Consider the following 17498-nt stretch of genomic DNA (forward strand, 5'->3'; position numbering starts at 1 on the left):
TTTATGCTCCGTTATTCTCTATTTCTTTTTTCAAATTAGCCATAGTTAAAGCAGCTTGGACACAGTATTTACCTTTATGTCCTTTTTTACCGCCAACTCTTTCTAAGGCTTGCTCTTTATTATGTGTGGTTAATATACCAAAAATTACAGGTAAATTATATTGATGCATTACTTTTTGTGTTCCTTCACTGACCTGATTACAAACAAAATCATAGTGATCTGTCTCACCACGGATTACACAACCAAGTAAAACAATAGCATCAACTTGCTTAGTTTCAGCAAATAATTTTGCAGCATAAGGTAACTCTACAGCACCAGGAACTTTTTTTATAACAATCTGCTCATCTGTTAAGCCTTGATCATAAGCTTCTTGCACAGCACCCTCAAGCATCTTATTTGTTATTAAATCATTAAATTCTGCAACAACTATAGCAATTTTTCTCATTTTTAGCCTCTTTTATATACCTTTTATTGAATGGTTCATTTTGTCTTTTTTTGTTTTCAAATAACCTTGATTATGAGAATTAACAAAAGCTTCACAGCTTATTGTTTCGACTTCTATGCCTACAGTTTCCAAAGCATTAATCTTCTTGGGATTATTTGAGATTAATTTACATTTCGATATTTGATTATATTTTAGCACCTGTATTGCAAGGTCATACTTCCTAGAATCTACTGGTAAACCTAAAGCTTCATTTGCTTCAATGGTATCCATGTTTTCATTCATCTGTAAGTTGTATGCTTTTAGTTTATTTACTAAGCCAATACCTCTACCTTCTTGATTTAGGTATATAAGATAGCCACCATCTTGGTTAACCATCTGCATTGCTTTATGTAATTGAGATTGGCAATCGCATCTCAATGAACCAAATAAATCACCTGTTATGCAAGATGAATGCATTCTCACTAATGGATTATCACCACTATAGTCTTTAGATAAGACCACAACTTCATCACCACTAAAAACATCTTTATAAACAGTCATTTCAAGCTCACCAACACCTTCAAATGGCATTTTTGAACTTGCCTGTTTCTCTACAAAAACTTCTGTTGCTAAACGGTATTGATATAAATCAGCAATTGTAAGTACGGGAAGATCATACTTTTTAGCAAATTGTTCTAGTTGGTCACCATTCATCATAGTACCATCTTTATTCATCAGCTCACATAAAACACCAGCACTATTAAAACCTGATAATTTCATCAAATCAACTGTTGCTTCAGTATGACCATTACGCCCAAGCACACCTTTATCATTAGCTATCAATGGAAATATATGCCCAGGTCTAGCTAGCTCGGAAGCTTTAGCTGTGGTTTTTGAAGCTACCTGTATAGTTTGAGCGCGATCTTTAGCAGAAACCCCTGTTGTCACACCCTCTTTTGCTTCTATTGTCACAGTAAATGGCGTTTCAAAAGTACTGTTATTTTTATCAGCGGCAACCATTGGAGCAAGACTTAGTTTATTTGCTTGAGTGCTATCCATTGCTAAGCAAACTATACCACTCGTATACTGTAACATAAACGCAATATTTTCTTGTGTTGCCATTTCACCAGGTAATATCAGATCACCTTCATTTTCACGATCATAATCATCAATTACAACCACAGCTTTACCACTTTTAAGTGCTTGTATGGCATTGTTGACATTTTGTTTTATTTGCTCAAACATTCTTAAATCCTTGCATGTATTTATAAATATATTTACCCGTAGCATCTGCTTCTAGGTTTACTTTAGTCCCTACGATATAGTTTCTTGCTATAGTTGAATCCATAGTATGTGGAATCAAAGTTACACTAAAACCACTTTCTAAAACCTCAACAACTGTAATACTCATACCGTCAATAGTTACAAAACCCTTATCAACCAAATACCTAATAAAATCCTTCGTTGCGGATATTTCAATTAACCAAGCACCTCCAACATCTTTGATACTGTTAATAGTTCCTTGCTCATCAACATGACCCTGTACACTATGTCCACCAACAAAATCACCATAACGAATTGCTAGCTCTGTATTTACAATGTTACCTTCTACAAGACTATCAAGATTAGTTTTCTGTAGTGTTTCTGGAACCACATCAAAACTTGCAATAGTCTGTTCAGCATTAATTGTTGTTACCGTCAAACATGTACCATTGATTGCTACACTATCACCAATGTTACACTTACTACAATTATCAAAAGCTATGTAAAAAGTCTTAACATTATTTAGTATTGATATTTTCTTAACTATACCTAACTGCTGTACTATACCACTAAACATTTTTATCTCCCGCAAATGACGCATTGATAAGTAAATCATTACTTAGCAATCTAGTATTATTAAATTTGAGTTTCTTTTTTGGATTGGTTTTTGCAATTGCAACAGGGCTAACTGAGACAATAAACTCATTGATTAATTCTTGTGTAATAAAACTTTCCAATATCTTTTGCCCACCTTCAACTAAAATGCTAGTAATACCTATTTCACCTAATCTATGAAGTAAACTATCTAAATTAAGATTATTATCTCTGGTAGGAACAATCCAACATTCTACCCCTAAATTATCAAGCTTTTCCTTTGCACCCTGGTCAATAGATGTGCATACAAGTATAGTTTTAGCAGCTCTTTGATCCAAAACCTTCCAAGATTCATTTATATCTTCAATTTCATTAAAAACAACTATTCTAGTTGGGTTAATTTTTCTATTTAAGTTTATACGCACATCTAGCTCAGGGTTATCATCAATCAGCGTATTTTTACCAACCAATATTGCATCGCAGATATTTCTAGTCTGATGAGTATTTATAAATACTTCTTTTGAACTGATTTTTTTACTATCGTAAGAATTAACTTTGATTTTACCATCTAAAGACATTGCCCATTTTGCAAATACAAACGGCTTTTTATATTTTTGATAATGGAAAAATATTTTATTAAGGTCTTGAGCTTTATCTTCTAAAAGTCCAACCTCAGCCTCAATACCTGAACCTAAAAGAATATCTATTCCTTTGCCTGCCATTTTAGGATTAGGATCTAAGGTGGCTACAACAACTCTTGATACTTTCGCTTCAATTAAAGCTTTTGTGCATGGAGGAGTTTTACCGAAATGACAACATGGTTCTAGAGTGACATAAACTGTTGCACCCTGTGTATTTGAACCAGCTTTTTCAAGAGCATACTTTTCCGCATGAGCTTTTCCAGCCTGGGCATGATAGCCCTCACCAACAATCAAACCATCTTTAACAATAATGCAGCCAACCATTGGGTTCGGTGACACACTAAATCGACCTCTATTTGCTAGAGTTAGTGCTTGTTGCATATAGTATTGATCTATGTGTTTCATACTGCCGCTTTTAGGTTGTCAATAACATTAAGGGCAGGAATAAAAAAATCTCAAGAATATACTTAAATATTTTTCTCATATATTAAATAAATCAAGTAATTAACATCACTGTCAATCATTTAACTTACTTGAGTTTCAATCATCTTCTTTCATCCAGACTTTAACTGTCGGCTTTGGAGTCTCACCAAATCTGCTGACCTTTTTGAAAATTCAAAAAGCGCTCGCGGGCTTCTAAAGATAGTTACCGCCGGTAGGGAATTACGCCCTGCCCTGAAGATTTTTTAAATTATAGCATATTAAAATATACTAAAAATCAATTATTTAGGATAAATGCCTATTCCACGGTGTTGATAGTCTCTTGAAGCTCGCCAGACTCTTTCATTTCCATGATTATATCACAACCACCAACAAGCTCTCCTTTTACCCATAATTGTGGAAATGTAGGCCATTCAGCAACTTTTGGTAGTATTGCTCGAATATCTGGGTTTTCAAGAATATTAACAAATGCAAAAGGCTTACCACATGCTCTAACAGCAGTAGATGCATGAGCAGAAAAACCACATTGTGGCATATTTGGAGTACCTTTCATATATAAAATTATATCGTTTTCTGTGATTTGTTTTTGTATCTTATCAACGACTTGTTGTTCTTCTGCTGTGTACATAACTATATCCTTACTGGTTAAATTAATCTAATAAGCTTACTAAGCTTAGAAATTTCTCTAAAAAAATGATAGCATATTATACTAAATACAGTTAAATATTAAACGATTAAATTAATCAAAAGGAGTTAACTATGAAATTTGAACTACCAAAATTACCTTATGCGGAAGATGCTCTAGAGCCTGTAATCTCTAAAGAGACTATCCAATACCATTATGGGAAGCATCATCAAACTTATGTAACTAACTTAAATAAGTTAGTTGAAGGCACTGAACATGATGGCCAAAACCTTGAAGAAGTTATTAAAACTACTAGTGGCGGTATGTTTAACAATGCTGCTCAAGTTTATAACCATACTTTCTACTGGAACTGCTTATCCCCAAAGAAGACTGAAGCATCTAGTGCTTTAAAGGCGGCTATAATTGAAACTTTTGGCTCTATTGATGAGTTTAAAGCACAATTCTCAAATGCTGCAGTTACTACATTTGGTTCTGGTTGGGCATGGTTAGTTAAGAACTCTCATGGCAAATTAGAAATTACTACTACAAGTAATGCTGGTTGCCCACTTACAGACAACAAAAAGCCTCTACTAACTTTTGATGTATGGGAGCATGCTTACTATGTAGACTACCGTAATGCTAGACCTAAGTATGTTGAGTCTCTATGGGATATAGTAAACTGGGAATTTGTTTCTGAGCAATTCGCTAAATAAATATTTCTAATAAATTCTATCGTTATTTCAAACTTCTACTTTATTAAGATTCATTCTCAATAAGGCCAGAGATTTTATAAACTTCTTTTGTTGGTTCAAACTTAAACTTTTTAGGTATTCCATCATAATACATAGTTACCTCACAAGTAAACTCATTGTATCTATTCTCCTGACAGGCACTAGGAGTATCTTTTTCAGAATTATATATTGTTACACTTTTATTTGATTTTATTTCTTTTTTCACCCCAGCAAACTTGATCTCAAATCTAGAATTCATTGCGCCCATATCATTTTTAATTTTTACTTTTTCAATAAGAGGAGGCTCTTCGTTTGAATTCTCGGAACCATATAGTGAAAAAAAAGCTAAAGATAATAAGAGTGTAATGGTAGTTTTTTTCATGAACTATCAGTGTAGTTTTATATGGTGAGGCTTAATTTAACTTATATTTATGGAAAAATCAAACTAATTAGAAACCTAAAAAATTATCTACTCATCAAACCTATAATCTGCTTAGCGAGTCTTCGACCTTTGATAGGGTTAAACATAATTGAACTAAGAGCTAAGTGGTCTGCTCCAATTTCTAAGTATTTTTTCGCATCTTCTAGGGTATAGATCCCCCCACCGCCTACAATAGTTATACTATCGCCAAATTCCTCTCTAGCCTTTTTGATAGCTGGAAAAGTATATTGATGCAACGGGTAACCAGATACACCACCTTTTGGTGTAGGGATAGTATTACAAAGATGAAAAGATGTTATACCCACTTTGATAAACTCTCTAATTTTAGCATTAATATCAATTGTTGGCGGTACTTTAACTATTATGTTTTTATCTGCAAATAATGGTGCTAATTCTATCGGAAAATCGACTATAGCAGCATTTGGACAACCTATATTTATTTCTATATTTTTATGAGTAGAAAATTTGGGGCTTTTTAGCGTCTCTGCAAAACTATGCCAATCAGCCACCTCTAAAGCAGCTAAAGAAATAATATCTTGAGCTCGTTTAGGTGGATTTATATTTGCTAAACCTGGGTTACGCAAACCAATTTTATTACGCCAAGCATTTTTTTCTACTTTACGAATAGTTTTAATAGCCTGTTTGATAAGCCCCCAACGCCTATTTACAGTAAAAGAACCATATACATTTGAGCTTTCTTTAAATTTGATGTACTTCCCAAAAGGTGGTGAAATAATTACATTTTTAAGATTTTGATTTTTCATATTTCTTAATACTCAAATTCTTTTAACTTTTCTGAAATATTTTCTGCACGCAATAACGGTCTACCAACAATAATGTATTCAACCCCCAACTCTTTAGCTTTTTGAGGAGTTAACGCGTTAAAATGGTCATCCGTTAAATCACTTTCAAGCCTTACACCAGGGACATATAACTTTATTTTATCGCCAAATTTAGCTTTAACATCAGCAACTAAATGAGGATGACAAATAAAATCTGTAACTCCAAGTTTCACACACCTTTCAAATTTAGCTATACTATCTGCTTTATCAAAATTAGCATCACTACTTAACGTGATAACAGCTAAAGGTATCGCCATTGTTTCTGCTGTTAATGCAGCTTTTACCATCTCATCGCTTGCTGTACCATGGAATGTGAAATACTTAAAGTTTGGAATAGCTTTTGAATAATTTTCAATAGCCGTTTTGACAGTATTTGGTATATCATGAAGTTTAAAGTCCAAGAATATATCCTTGTCACCAACAAGCTCGTTAATCTCTTTAAAAGATAATGTAGAACATAATATATGACCTATTTTGACACAATCTACGAGTTTTGAAATTGTTGTTGTTTTTTCTAAATCACTTTTAGATATACCATCTGCTGAGAACATTATTTTCATAAGGAAATTTCACTATTAAAAGAACATCAATATTGAAACTATATAATAGTTGAATCTAAGCTTAGAGTAAATAGTGTTTATAAAGCTATTAAACTATAATAATAACTTTATTCTTACAAAACCTTACAAAACTTTAATCACCTAGTGCTTTTCTAGAGACTATAATAGTAGTACAAAATAGACATTAAAGGTTGAGCATTATGTTAAAAAAAATATCTGCATTAGGATTATCTATCGCCTTATCATCATGTAGTGTAGTTGTTATAAACTCTACTCCTCAAGCAAAATATCAAGACATTAAAAAAGAAGATAATTTTTCAGTAAGAGTTTATGAGCCGGTAGTCGAAGCACAAATGACTGTTGAAGGTAAAGACTATAAATCAGCAGTAAACAAAGGTTTTAGAGAGCTATTTAAATATATTACTGGCTCAAATATTGCTAAACAAAAAATTTCAATGACAGCTCCTGTTCTTATAAAAGATAATGAACAAGATATCGAGATGACAGCTCCAGTTCTTATAAATAACAACAAACAGGATAATTCTTGGACAATAGCTTTTGTAATGCCTGCTGAAATGACACTAAAAAATGCTCCTAAACCTACAGGTGAACAGGTTAAACTAGTTGAAAAACCTAAAACAAAAGTAGCTGTTATTGAGTTTAATGGCTACATGGATAAGCAGTCGATAGAGGCAAATACAGAAAAACTAAAAAAATGGATAGCTTCAAATAATCTTGAAATTATAGGTGCGCCTCAAGCAGCTGGATATAACCCACCGTGGACAATACCTTTCCTACGCAAGAATGAAGTTATAATCCCTGTAAAATAGTTTTTCTAAGAGCTATCACAATAAAACTTCTATAAAATAAACTCTTTCACAATTACGCTAATATTAGATGTTTTCTTGATATTATCTTGTAGCTCTTCAGAAACTACATCTGATTTAGTTTTTATCACAAAATTCAAATCACGAGATCTATTATACAAACGATTTATAATACTTCTCTTACAATTATTTTCTAGTAAAGTTACTTCGAAACCTATTTTATCTTCTAAGTTATCCCAACAATTAATCACATATGATTTTATATTTTCATCATCAATACGATTTGCTACACAATTTTTATTTACTTCTTGAAGAGCATTTTTATTGTCTGATATGTAGTTAGATTTAATTACTGACAACAAAAGCCTCATTTCATTATTTGCGACTAAAATACTTTTTCTAAACATAAGACACTTCCTTTTTATTAAAAGCGGAACTAAATATTCCGATTAACTACAAATATAATATACAAATAGCCACTTTACAACTAAAAATTCCGCTTTATGAGTTTAAGAATAAAAATAATAATATATAATTACATATTATAACAATCAACTATAGTTGTAAGATGTTTGATTATACAACCGAGTTAAAGCCCAAACTTAAATCTATCGGGATGACACAAAAAGCATTAGCTGAAAGGCTAAATATAAGCACTAAAGCTATACGCAACTGGATAGCTGGTATTTCAAGCCCTACTATGAGTAGACATGAGCAAGTAATGAGTATTTTGGGTCAGATAAATCTTACGAAAAGCGTAATCCAAGAATCAACCACGCCAATTATACAAGTTCCAATTTTAGACTATGTTCAAGCAGGTGAATTTACAGAATCTTCCACAGATACAGATCCTATAGGACATATGGAGCTACCTGCAAATATAATTCCCAAAAATGGTTATTTACTCGAAATTACAGGCAAAAGTATGACTTTTGATCACTCAGATAGACAAATACTTACAGACAAATACCTTAAGTATTCACTACAAGAAGGCGAATCTATAATAGTCGATCCAAACCAAATTGACATAAATAGTCTAATCGGTAAAGTTGTAGTTGCGCAAAATTCTGAAGGAGCAACCGTCAAATTACTATACAAAAATGATGGTAAACTTTGTCTAATGCCACTCAACTCAAACTTCCAGGATAAAGAAAATATAAAACATCCTTCTAGTGCTGTAATACTTGGTAGAGCGGTAAAAGTTATAAAATTTGATGATCTATAAAATAATTATTTTTGAAAATATTCAGCTTTAAGCTATTTCAAAATCCATACAGGGAATTTTCTACCCTTAATCTTACCATTAGAAAGTTTTTTATGAACTGAATCAATTAAAGATCGATCAATAGCTACATAGCTTTGTCTATCGTAAATATCTATTTTACCAATAGCTTTTCCTGCAATTCCAACATCACCAGTCAAAGCACCTAATATATCTCCTGCTCGGAGCTTATCTTTTTTACCAGCTTCAATTACAAGAGTTTTATATATCGGCTTCATCGCAAAGTCAGGAATAGTTTCTAAAGTACTTGAGTCTTCATATCTACGTGTTTCATTTTGATAATTAAGAGCTTTAAAAGATCTATTTGAATTATAGATAGATATAGCCACACCCTCTTCACCAGCTCTAGCTGTTCTACCTATTCTGTGAGTATAAGTTTCTTCATTGTAAGGAATATCATAGTTTATAACCATTGCTAGCTCTTTGATATCTAATCCACGAGCAGCAACATCTGTAGCAATAAGCACACGACAGCTTTTATTAGCAAATTGCACAAGCACATCATTTCTTTCATACTGCTCAAGGTCACCATGTGTTGCTAAAGCGTCTATATTGTGGCTTTTTAAGCTTTGTGCTAGCTCATTTGCTTCTACTTTAGTATTTGTAAATATGATCACATTTTCTGGCTGATAAGTACTAAGTACATTAATTAAAGTTTTGAGTTTGCTAGCAGTCTTTACTTCATAAAATACTTCAGTAACTTTATTGGCAACTTCTGTATCTGTAGTTTTCACACTTATAGCATTGTTTTGAACTTTATCGCTTATAGCAATGATTTCATCAGTATAAGTTGCTGAGAAAAGTAGGGTTTGTCTATTTTTAGGAGTGTATGTTAAAACTTTCTCAATATCATCAATAAAGCCCATATCTAACATTCTATCAGCTTCATCAAAAACCAAAGTATCGACATCTTTTAAGTTTAGAGTGTTTTTATCAAGGTGTTTTAGCACTCGCCCTGGTGTACCCACTATTATGTGAGCTTCATGACGTAAAGATTCTTCTTGTGGACGAAAAGCCACACCACCACAAAGCGTTAGAATTTTGATATTATGCGTAAATCTAGCTAAGGCACGCAGTTCTTTAGCTACCTGATCAGCAAGCTCTCTTGTTGGACATAAAACTAGTGTTTGTACACGGTACTTTTTAACTTGTAGTTTAGCCAAAAGCCCAATACCAAAAGCAGCTGTTTTACCACTACCAGTTTTTGCTTGAGCAATAACATCACGACCTTTTAATATATGTGGTAGTGTGCTTGCTTGTACTGAAGTCATTTGCTTATAGCCAATTTCATTAATATTATGAAGCATTTCTTTCGATAAAGAAAGATCTGAAAAATTTGTTTTGCTCATGGGGAATAGTCCTTGTATGTGATGAAATTACATACTTATTTGAATAATTTTTGGTGGAGGCGGCGGGACTTGAACCCGCGTCCATAAACTCTTCATCCTCGGATCTACATGCTTAGACCAACTCATTTAGTATTTAGCTTGGCTTTTCCCCAGTTAGTCAGGGTAAAAGTTAGCGAGTCTGATTAGTACAGTCATTTACTTCCAGACTTAAAGCAAATGACCATCTTATGTAAAAGATGAACGGATGTATAGACAGCCTCATAAGAAAGCCCATCATATCCGTGCGTTTCTAGGTTATTAAGCTAGACTAGGCAGCTTTAGCAACAGCTGCAAAGCTGTTGTCGTTAGCCGCTACGCGGTTTGCTTTTTTGTTGCCAGTTATATAGGCATTGTACTGTTATTAGCGAGGTACTGTACTTCCTCGGCATGCACCTAAGACTTTGACATTCATGTCGAAACCATATTCGCCCCCATTTGGGTTAGTGTAATGTATATCTTATTTCACTAAAAGTCAAATCTAGTCAACACATAATTAGTTAATTAATTAAATTACTTCTTACCCTCTATGATTTAATAATATATAATTTAATTTAACAGCTTCCTTACATAATTTAATTTAACTAAGGTCTAACAGTAATGCCTAAGAAGAGTTTAGATAACATAAATTTAACTTCGTCGCATGAAAACCTTGACAATGTCCTTAGCATAGTTAATGACAGCATTATTATTTTTGATAATGAAGGCACTATAAAATATATAAATCCAGCAGCTATTGAACTTTTCCAATATACTCCTGATGAAATAATTGGTAAAAAAATTGGAAAATTAATTCCTGATAAACATATCAAAGAAAAGAAAAATAAAGTTTCAAGCAACTACAATAAAACTTTTAGAGAAATCCTAGGTACTAGTGGGTTCACAAAAGGCTTGAAAAAAAATGGAGAAACCATTTCAATCAAACTAAATTCAAACGATATTATCTTCAAAGGAAATTTGTGTTTTGTAGCCGCAGTCAAAGACTATAGTAAGCAATCAAAAAAAGAAAATACGGCAGAACTTATATCTCAAGTACAAAACATGTATATAAACAAAATCCCTTTACCTGAGATTTTTGAAGCTATTCTTAACTTTATGATTCGCATCACAGGAAGTAAATATGGGTTTATAGGCCCTACCTATAAAGATACTAAAGGCTCATTTTTAAAAAGCTATGCTATATCAAACATTAATTCTGATAAGCAATCTAAGCATTTTTTTGAAAAAAGTATTGAGCATGGTTTAATCCTTAGGAATTTAGATGTGCTTTTCGGTCATATTTTAGAAAATGAAGACTTTTCTCTAAATAATATTCAAAGTAGTTCAAATGATGATAAAACACAAAAAAAAGAGTTACATTTTGGCTCATATCTTGCTCTACCGATTAAAAATTCAAATAACTTAACTATCGGTATGTTTTACTTATCTGATAAAGATACTGACTATAACCAAACTGATGTAGATGATTTATCAAGTCTTCTTTGTGTTATAGCATCTATCTTAGAATCTTCTAGAAATGTTTCGATGGTTGAGGATATGGCAAATATTGATCCGCTATCGAAAGCATATAACAGAAACTATCTAAACAAATATCTTGCTGACAAGATCAATAATATCTACATTAATAATGCAACTTCTGACTTTGCTGTAATTATGATCGATTGTAACGATTTTAAAAAAATAAATGATTTTTATGGTCATGATTATGGCGATCATGTACTTATAGAATTGGTTAAAAGAATCAAGCGATTAATAAAAGAAACAGATATCGTTGCTAGACTTGGTGGTGATGAATTCATTATCGTAGCAAATAATATCAAAAGTATCCGTGACATAGAATCCATTGCTGAAAGAATCAATAATATCTGTAATCAAAATTATATCTTTAAAGGTAAAGCATTCCATTCTGGAGTAAGTATTGGTATAGCCCCTTACTCAAGTGGCATGAAAATAAATACTCTGCTAAAGCAAGCTGACTTAGCTCTATATAAATCAAAAAGTAGTAAAACAAATTATTCATTTTTTTCAGAGGATTTGGAAAAGATCTTCATTTCAGAACAAGAGTTAGAAAAATATATTCTAAAAGCATTTTCTAAAGATTTATTTTTCTTTCACTACCAGCCCCAAATTGATTTAACTACCAATAACATAAGTGGTTTTGAAGCACTTCTTAGATTTGATTTACCCGATAATATCGATGCAACCACTCAAGACCTTGTTAATCATGTTAGAAAGATAGGGTTGTCTGAAAAACTCAATCTTTACGCGGTAAAAAAAGTTATAGAAGAAGTTGAAAGTGCAGGTTTAAAAGATAAGCGTATTTCTATAAATATATCTCCATATGTAAAAGATTTTTTAAAGCATATAGTTGAAGTAGTAAAAATTATAGATGAAAGTGATTTACCAAACAATATGTTTGAACTCGAACTTATAGAAGATGCTTTTGGTCGCATTATGAGTCTAAAGAAAAATAATCATATTTCAGACCTATTAAAGGAAAAATGTATAAGTCTAACGATTGATGATTTTGGTGTCGAGTACTCTTCAATTAATCGTTTAATAGACCATAATGTCGATGCACTCAAAATAGACCAGACATTTATTAGAACACTTCATAAAGATGACAGAAAACAAATCATAGTTAAGGCGATAATAGGTATTGCAAAATCTTTAGGTATTAAATCAGTCGCAGAAGGGGTTGAGTATCAAATCCATGAAGATATACTAAAAGAGCTTGGCTGCGACTATGTACAAGGTTATCTTTACTCTAAACCTTTGGCTCTTAAGGAAGCTATGCAACTGATTTCCAAACCTATAACCAAACACATAAAAGAACTCCAAAATCTCAAAGAGCATGATTAAACTAATCATAAAAATATTTGCTAAACCCACAAAATAAGAGTATTATCTGCTCGTTTTATAAACCAAATAAGGCAACCAAGTTATGCTTTGGAATATAATTTTCGGTAATCCCATTTCAAAAAAAAATATGGATGAATATACTTTACCAAAAAGATTTGCTCTACCTATATTATCTTCTGATGCATTATCATCTGTTGCATATGCTACTGGAGAAATACTAGCTACACTAGCAGTAGCAGGTGTTGCAGCACTTAGTTTTTCATTCCATATATCATTATTCATTTTAGCCTTAATTGTAATTGTGGGAATCTCTTATGTTCAAACAATCAACGCCTACCCTAAGGGTGGGGGCGCATATATGGTGGCTAAAGAGAACTTAGGAGTTCCATTAGGTCTAATTGCTGCTGGAGCTTTATTGATTGATTATGTTTTAACCGTCGCTGTAAGTGTTTCTGCTGGAATCTTAGCAATTACATCTGCAATCCCCTCACTCATAGACTACAGAGTTGAAATGGCAGTAATTGCTATAATGGTAATGATGTGGATAAACCTAAGAGGAATAAAAGACACGGCAACAATTTTGGTTTGGCCAACTTATGCCTTTGTTGGGATTATTTTAACATTATTAGTGATAGGAGCATATCATCTGATTATTGGAGATATTCAACCTATTGATTATTCAAATACAACCAGTCATTTAGTGGTGGTAAACCAAGCTTTAACTCTAACATTAATTTTGAGAGCATTTTCTTCAGGATGTTCAGCCATGACTGGGATAGAAGCAATAGCAAACGGTGTGTCTTTATTCCGCCCTGATAGAAAACGTAATGCCATACTCACTCTCATGGCTCTTATTGTTGTATTAATAGTTATGTTTACTGGTATTGGATACCTTTCTTATAAAATTGATATAAGACCTCTTGTCGATCAAAGTGCTTTATCTCAGCTGGGGCATTATATTTTTGGTGGTGGCATAGCTTATTATTTTTTACAGCTAGCTACTTGTCTTATACTTATAATTGCAGCAAACACATCTTTCTCAGCATTTCCAATTTTAGCTTCTATATTGAGTAAAGATGGTTTCTTACCAGCACAATTTAAAAATAAAGATGAAAGACTTGCCTTTAGAAATGGTATTATGATTTTAGCTATCTTCGCAATGGCTTTAATTTTACTTTTTGATGCAGATACAAGCGCCCTGATACCCCTTTATTCTATTGGAGTTTTTCTAGCGTTTACTCTATGTCAAAGTGGTCTACTAGTCTTTTGGTTTAAAAAGCGTGATAAAGTTCCCAAATGGTACTTAAAAGCTGGTATTAATCTAATTGGCTGTATAGCTACTTTTGTTACTGTTTTGATTATTGCTGAATCAAAATTCAATGAAGGTGCATGGATTGTTGTTGTTGCTATTCCGCTAATAGTGCTAATGTTTTATCGCATAAATGCACATTATAACTCAGTTAAAAAGAGACTTGAACTTGAAACTATTAAACCTATAAGTGTAAATCTAGAAGCTCAAAATAGTATCAAGATTATTGTCCCAATATCAACACTTCATAAAGGAACAGTAAAAGCTATAGAATTTGCCAAATCAATTTCAAACAATGTTGATATAGTAACTATAAACATGGATCAGACTGAAACAGAAAAACTTAAAGATAATTGGCAAAAACTAAACATAAAAGAAGATCTTACGGTCATAGAACCTAAGATAGAATCTTTTGTTTATTATTTTGTTAAATACATCAAAACTTCTGATAATAATAACCATGAGCTATCAACGATAGTGCTCCCTAAAGTTCAAAATAGAAAACTTTGGCATAGTATGTTACACAATCAAAGAGTATTTCTTATAAAATGGGCTTTAAAAAACTTAAGTCAAGAAGGAGATACTAGAGTAATAATCGAAGTGCCGTATCAAATATAAAAGTCTCCTTTTCACTTAAAATAACATATAAATAGCTGATGAAAGAGCAATACCCCCTACTGCTAATATAAAGATATCTGCCAACGGTTTCTTATATTCTTGAAGGTTCTTGATTTTGTAAATACTATATATAGGCATAATAAATAATATAACTGCTAACACAAGTCCGCCAATACTTGAAATCATACTTAAAATATTTGGGTTTATATATGCAGTAAACCAACACATCAGAAAGACAACAGTAAGAGTAATTGGTCGAACCGAGCTTTCTTTTATGCTGTTCTTAGCTATCTTACATACAATGCCATCAATGCCCTCCTTCGAGCCTAAATAATGCCCAAAGAAGGATTTTCCCATAGCAACTAAAGCAACCATTGGAGCCAAGTATTCTAGTGTATGATTTTCAAAATGGTTTGCTAAATACGAGAGAATTGAAACGTTTTCTTCTTTAGCAGACATAAGGTCTTGCGGTGTTAAAACAAGCATCGAACTAACCACAAACAGCACTACTGTAATAATCATAAGAATATTGCTGAACGCTATAATTTTTGAAGCTTCTTTATCAGCATCTTGTTCATATTTGTTTTTGGCATAGACAGCTAAAGATGAAATTATAGGTGAATGATTAAAAGAAAAAATTAGTATTGGCATAATTAGCCAAATAGCTATAATCACACCTGAAACTGAACTTGTTTGCTTAAAACTTTCGTGAAAAATATCAAGACTCCAATGTGGAACCATCCATAGCGAAAGAATTATTAATGAAAATATAAATGGAAATACCAAAAAACTCATTGCCCGAATAATAAATTTCTGTCCAAAATTAATTATAAAAACTAAAAAAGCTATTGTACAAAAGCTTAATATAAATCGATTTTGTAATTCATATCCTAACTGATTATGAATAAAACTCTGTAAAGTATTTGTAATCGCTACACTATAAACCAAAAGTATTGGAAATATTGCGAGTAAATACAGAATATTAAAGAATATTCCACCCATCTTACCAAAATAATCATCGGCAACGTGTGTAATGTCATGATTCCCTTTTGGATTGGAAATTACAAATCTACATAGTGCTCGATGCGATAAAAAAACCATTGGAAATATAAACAACAGTATTATCGCAACAGGTATAATGCCTGAAATGCCTGTTTGAATAGGTAAAAATAAAACCCCAGCCCCTATAGCAGTACCATAAAGGCTAAGAGACCACATTATATTTTCTTTTTTGTTCACTTTTATGAGTCTTTTAAGAATTAAACAAACAGTATAACAAAGCCATTCTTATAGGTACACTTAGTTTTACCTGATCAAAATATTTAGCACACTTGAGATCATCAATAGATTTATCCATCTCATCAACTCTTGGGAGCGGATGCAAGATTATAAAATCACTTATAGCTGATATATGCTCCCTTTCTAAGTAACACAAATCTTTGTTTTCAAGATATATTTGCTCACTTGGGAACCTTTCTTTTTGTACTCTTGTTACATAAAGCACATCCAAATCATCAAGTATCTCTGATTCTACCTTTTGATGTTCTTCAAATGAGTTTCCATTTTGATTTATAAACTCTCTGAGAGTGTTCGGAATACGCAAATAATCAGAAGATATAAATTTAAATGAACAACCAAACTTTGCAAGTATCTTAACTAAAGAGTGCACCGTCCGCCCATACTTTAAATCGCCGATAAAACCTACCTTGAGATTTTTCAATGTACCTTTTTCAGAGTGTATCGTATATAAATCTACTAATGACTGGGTTGGGTGTTCATTATCACCATCCCCAGCATTGATAACTGGTGAGCTAACATTCGTACTAAACTTCTCAACACTATGAGCTTGTGGATGTCTCATTACGATTATATCAGCATATTGATCCATTACTTGCCCTGTATCCTCAAGTGTTTCTCCTTTTGCTACCGAGCTTGAATCTCTACCCTCTAATGAAATCACACTTCCACCAAGTCGATTCATAGCAGATTCAAAAGAAAACCTAGTTCGAGTACTTGGCTCAAAAAAAAGTGATGCCATAATTTTACTCTGCATATCAGTTATAGGCTGACTATCTTCTAATTTTTCTTTATAGCTATCAGCTTGTTTAAAAAGAGTCGTTAAGTCGCCTTGGCTGATTTGTTCAGCCTTTAGAAGCTTTTGAAATGAAAGCATTTTTTCTCCTGAAAGTTAACACTAGATAAATTATCAAAAAACTTAATCACATGGTCGACTCATTTCTCTATCACGATCTTGCTGATTTTTTCTTTCCTCTTCAAGATCATGAATATCAATTTCTACTAAAAGCCTACGCATTTTACTTCCATTAATTTTTTCAAGAACAACAAAAAATAATACAGGTAAAAAACTAGTCAGCATAATTATCAAGCCATCTTTATCAAACCCATAAGCATATTCTGGATAGCTATATTTCCCAAGATAGCTATAAACAGTTGATGCTGTTGAACCATAACTTCCTTGAAGAGCAGTTTGTCCACAAAAAATCACCACTGAATTTAGTAAAAAGACCAAAAATACTAGTAGACAAATATTGCCTAACCACTTATACAAGTGAAATCTAAACTTATATTTTTTAGCATTTTTTCTACATTTTTCAATATTTTCCACTAACACTCACCCTATAGTTTTACGCT

18 protein-coding genes, 1 other RNA gene and 1 riboswitch are annotated in these 17498 nt (G+C 32.4%); of the genes, 5 read left to right on the forward strand and 14 right to left on the reverse strand.

From position 1 onward, the window contains the following. Position 1 precedes the first annotated feature (1 nt). From ribH to grxD, 5 genes are all read right to left on the reverse strand, one after another. Positions 2 to 445, reverse strand: a complete 444-nt coding sequence (ribH, locus tag FLM55_RS04455) for a 6,7-dimethyl-8-ribityllumazine synthase (RefSeq protein ID WP_112869364.1) — start codon at positions 443 to 445, stop codon at positions 2 to 4. A gap of 12 nt (positions 446 to 457) precedes the next feature. Beyond that, complete coding sequence (ribB, locus tag FLM55_RS04460; RefSeq protein ID WP_178948231.1) at positions 458 to 1669, reverse strand: 3,4-dihydroxy-2-butanone-4-phosphate synthase; 1212 nt, start codon at positions 1667 to 1669, stop codon at positions 458 to 460. Then, on the reverse strand, positions 1662 to 2264 hold the full coding sequence (locus FLM55_RS04465; RefSeq protein WP_178948232.1) for a riboflavin synthase: 603 nt from the start codon (positions 2262 to 2264) through the stop codon (positions 1662 to 1664). The genes ribB and FLM55_RS04465 overlap by 8 nt, the downstream gene beginning before the upstream one ends. Beyond that, positions 2257 to 3327, reverse strand: coding sequence for a bifunctional diaminohydroxyphosphoribosylaminopyrimidine deaminase/5-amino-6-(5-phosphoribosylamino)uracil reductase RibD (ribD, locus tag FLM55_RS04470; protein WP_178948233.1), 1071 nt, complete (start codon positions 3325 to 3327; stop codon positions 2257 to 2259). The genes FLM55_RS04465 and ribD overlap by 8 nt, the downstream gene beginning before the upstream one ends. A 137-nt stretch (positions 3328 to 3464) precedes the next feature. Continuing rightward, a riboswitch (FMN riboswitch) is annotated at positions 3465 to 3609 on the reverse strand. A 52-nt stretch (positions 3610 to 3661) separates the two neighbouring features. Next, a complete protein-coding gene (gene grxD, locus FLM55_RS04475) occupies positions 3662 to 3991 on the reverse strand; it encodes a Grx4 family monothiol glutaredoxin (protein ID WP_178948234.1) in 330 nt (109 codons plus the stop codon). Between the two features lie 131 nt (positions 3992 to 4122). On the opposite strand from grxD, the gene FLM55_RS04480 reads away from it, so the two are divergent. Further along, positions 4123 to 4701: a superoxide dismutase gene (locus tag FLM55_RS04480; RefSeq protein WP_112869359.1), complete on the forward strand. Its 579-nt coding sequence runs from the start codon at positions 4123 to 4125 to the stop codon at positions 4699 to 4701. A 43-nt stretch (positions 4702 to 4744) separates the two neighbouring features. On the opposite strand, the gene FLM55_RS04485 is transcribed toward FLM55_RS04480, so the two are convergent. The 3 genes from FLM55_RS04485 to pyrF all read right to left on the reverse strand — a co-directional run bounded on the left by FLM55_RS04485 (position 4745) and on the right by pyrF (position 6563). Then, entirely contained in the window at positions 4745 to 5101 is a 357-nt protein-coding gene (locus FLM55_RS04485; RefSeq protein WP_178948235.1) for a hypothetical protein, read from the reverse strand. Positions 5102 to 5184: 83 nt separating this feature from the next. Beyond that, positions 5185 to 5925 (reverse strand): diguanylate cyclase, encoded by a 741-nt coding sequence (locus FLM55_RS04490; protein WP_178948236.1) that lies wholly within the window; start codon positions 5923 to 5925, stop codon positions 5185 to 5187. 5 nt (positions 5926 to 5930) lie between these two features. Further along, positions 5931 to 6563 carry an orotidine-5'-phosphate decarboxylase gene (gene pyrF / locus FLM55_RS04495; RefSeq protein ID WP_178948237.1) on the reverse strand — a complete coding sequence of 211 codons (633 nt, stop codon included), beginning with the start codon at positions 6561 to 6563 and terminating at the stop codon, positions 5931 to 5933. A gap of 200 nt (positions 6564 to 6763) precedes the next feature. Between pyrF and FLM55_RS04500 the strand changes: the two genes are divergently transcribed. Further along, a complete protein-coding gene (locus tag FLM55_RS04500; RefSeq protein ID WP_178948238.1) occupies positions 6764 to 7393 on the forward strand; it encodes a heme-binding protein in 630 nt (209 codons plus the stop codon). Between the two features lie 29 nt (positions 7394 to 7422). On the opposite strand, the gene FLM55_RS04505 is transcribed toward FLM55_RS04500, so the two are convergent. After that, on the reverse strand, positions 7423 to 7797 hold the full coding sequence (locus FLM55_RS04505) for a normocyte binding protein 2b (RefSeq protein WP_178948239.1): 375 nt from the start codon (positions 7795 to 7797) through the stop codon (positions 7423 to 7425). 161 nt (positions 7798 to 7958) lie between these two features. Between FLM55_RS04505 and FLM55_RS04510 the strand changes: the two genes are divergently transcribed. Further along, positions 7959 to 8615: a LexA family transcriptional regulator gene (locus FLM55_RS04510; RefSeq protein WP_178948240.1), complete on the forward strand. Its 657-nt coding sequence runs from the start codon at positions 7959 to 7961 to the stop codon at positions 8613 to 8615. A 32-nt stretch (positions 8616 to 8647) separates the two neighbouring features. On the opposite strand, the gene dbpA is transcribed toward FLM55_RS04510, so the two are convergent. Both dbpA and ssrA read right to left on the reverse strand, forming a co-directional pair. After that, positions 8648 to 10021 carry an ATP-dependent RNA helicase DbpA gene (dbpA, locus tag FLM55_RS04515; RefSeq protein WP_178948241.1) on the reverse strand — a complete coding sequence of 458 codons (1374 nt, stop codon included), beginning with the start codon at positions 10019 to 10021 and terminating at the stop codon, positions 8648 to 8650. A 51-nt stretch (positions 10022 to 10072) separates the two neighbouring features. Beyond that, positions 10073 to 10493, reverse strand: a transfer-messenger RNA (tmRNA) gene (ssrA, locus tag FLM55_RS04520). Positions 10494 to 10657: 164 nt separating this feature from the next. On the opposite strand from ssrA, the gene FLM55_RS04525 reads away from it, so the two are divergent. Together FLM55_RS04525 and FLM55_RS04530 are read left to right on the forward strand one after the other, a co-directional pair. Then, positions 10658 to 12919, forward strand: coding sequence for an EAL domain-containing protein (locus tag FLM55_RS04525; RefSeq protein WP_178948242.1), 2262 nt, complete (start codon positions 10658 to 10660; stop codon positions 12917 to 12919). A gap of 82 nt (positions 12920 to 13001) precedes the next feature. Then, the gene (locus FLM55_RS04530) at positions 13002 to 14846 is read left to right on the forward strand and encodes an APC family permease (protein WP_178948243.1); all 1845 of its coding nucleotides are present in this window, start codon (positions 13002 to 13004) and stop codon (positions 14844 to 14846) included. A 15-nt stretch (positions 14847 to 14861) separates the two neighbouring features. On the opposite strand, the gene FLM55_RS04535 is transcribed toward FLM55_RS04530, so the two are convergent. From FLM55_RS04535 to FLM55_RS04545, 3 genes are read right to left on the reverse strand one after another with little or no spacing between them, the layout of a single operon-like run. Next, positions 14862 to 16064: an aromatic amino acid transport family protein gene (locus FLM55_RS04535; RefSeq protein WP_373193966.1), complete on the reverse strand. Its 1203-nt coding sequence runs from the start codon at positions 16062 to 16064 to the stop codon at positions 14862 to 14864. A gap of 34 nt (positions 16065 to 16098) precedes the next feature. Next, positions 16099 to 17019 (reverse strand): aspartate carbamoyltransferase, encoded by a 921-nt coding sequence (pyrB, locus tag FLM55_RS04540; RefSeq protein WP_178948245.1) that lies wholly within the window; start codon positions 17017 to 17019, stop codon positions 16099 to 16101. A gap of 42 nt (positions 17020 to 17061) precedes the next feature. After that, the gene (locus tag FLM55_RS04545; protein WP_178948246.1) at positions 17062 to 17472 is read right to left on the reverse strand and encodes a hypothetical protein; all 411 of its coding nucleotides are present in this window, start codon (positions 17470 to 17472) and stop codon (positions 17062 to 17064) included. Positions 17473 to 17498 lie beyond the last annotated feature (26 nt).

This window comes from Francisella sp. Scap27 (assembly GCF_013394105.1).
Lineage (GTDB): Bacteria > Pseudomonadota > Gammaproteobacteria > Francisellales > Francisellaceae > Francisella > Francisella adeliensis.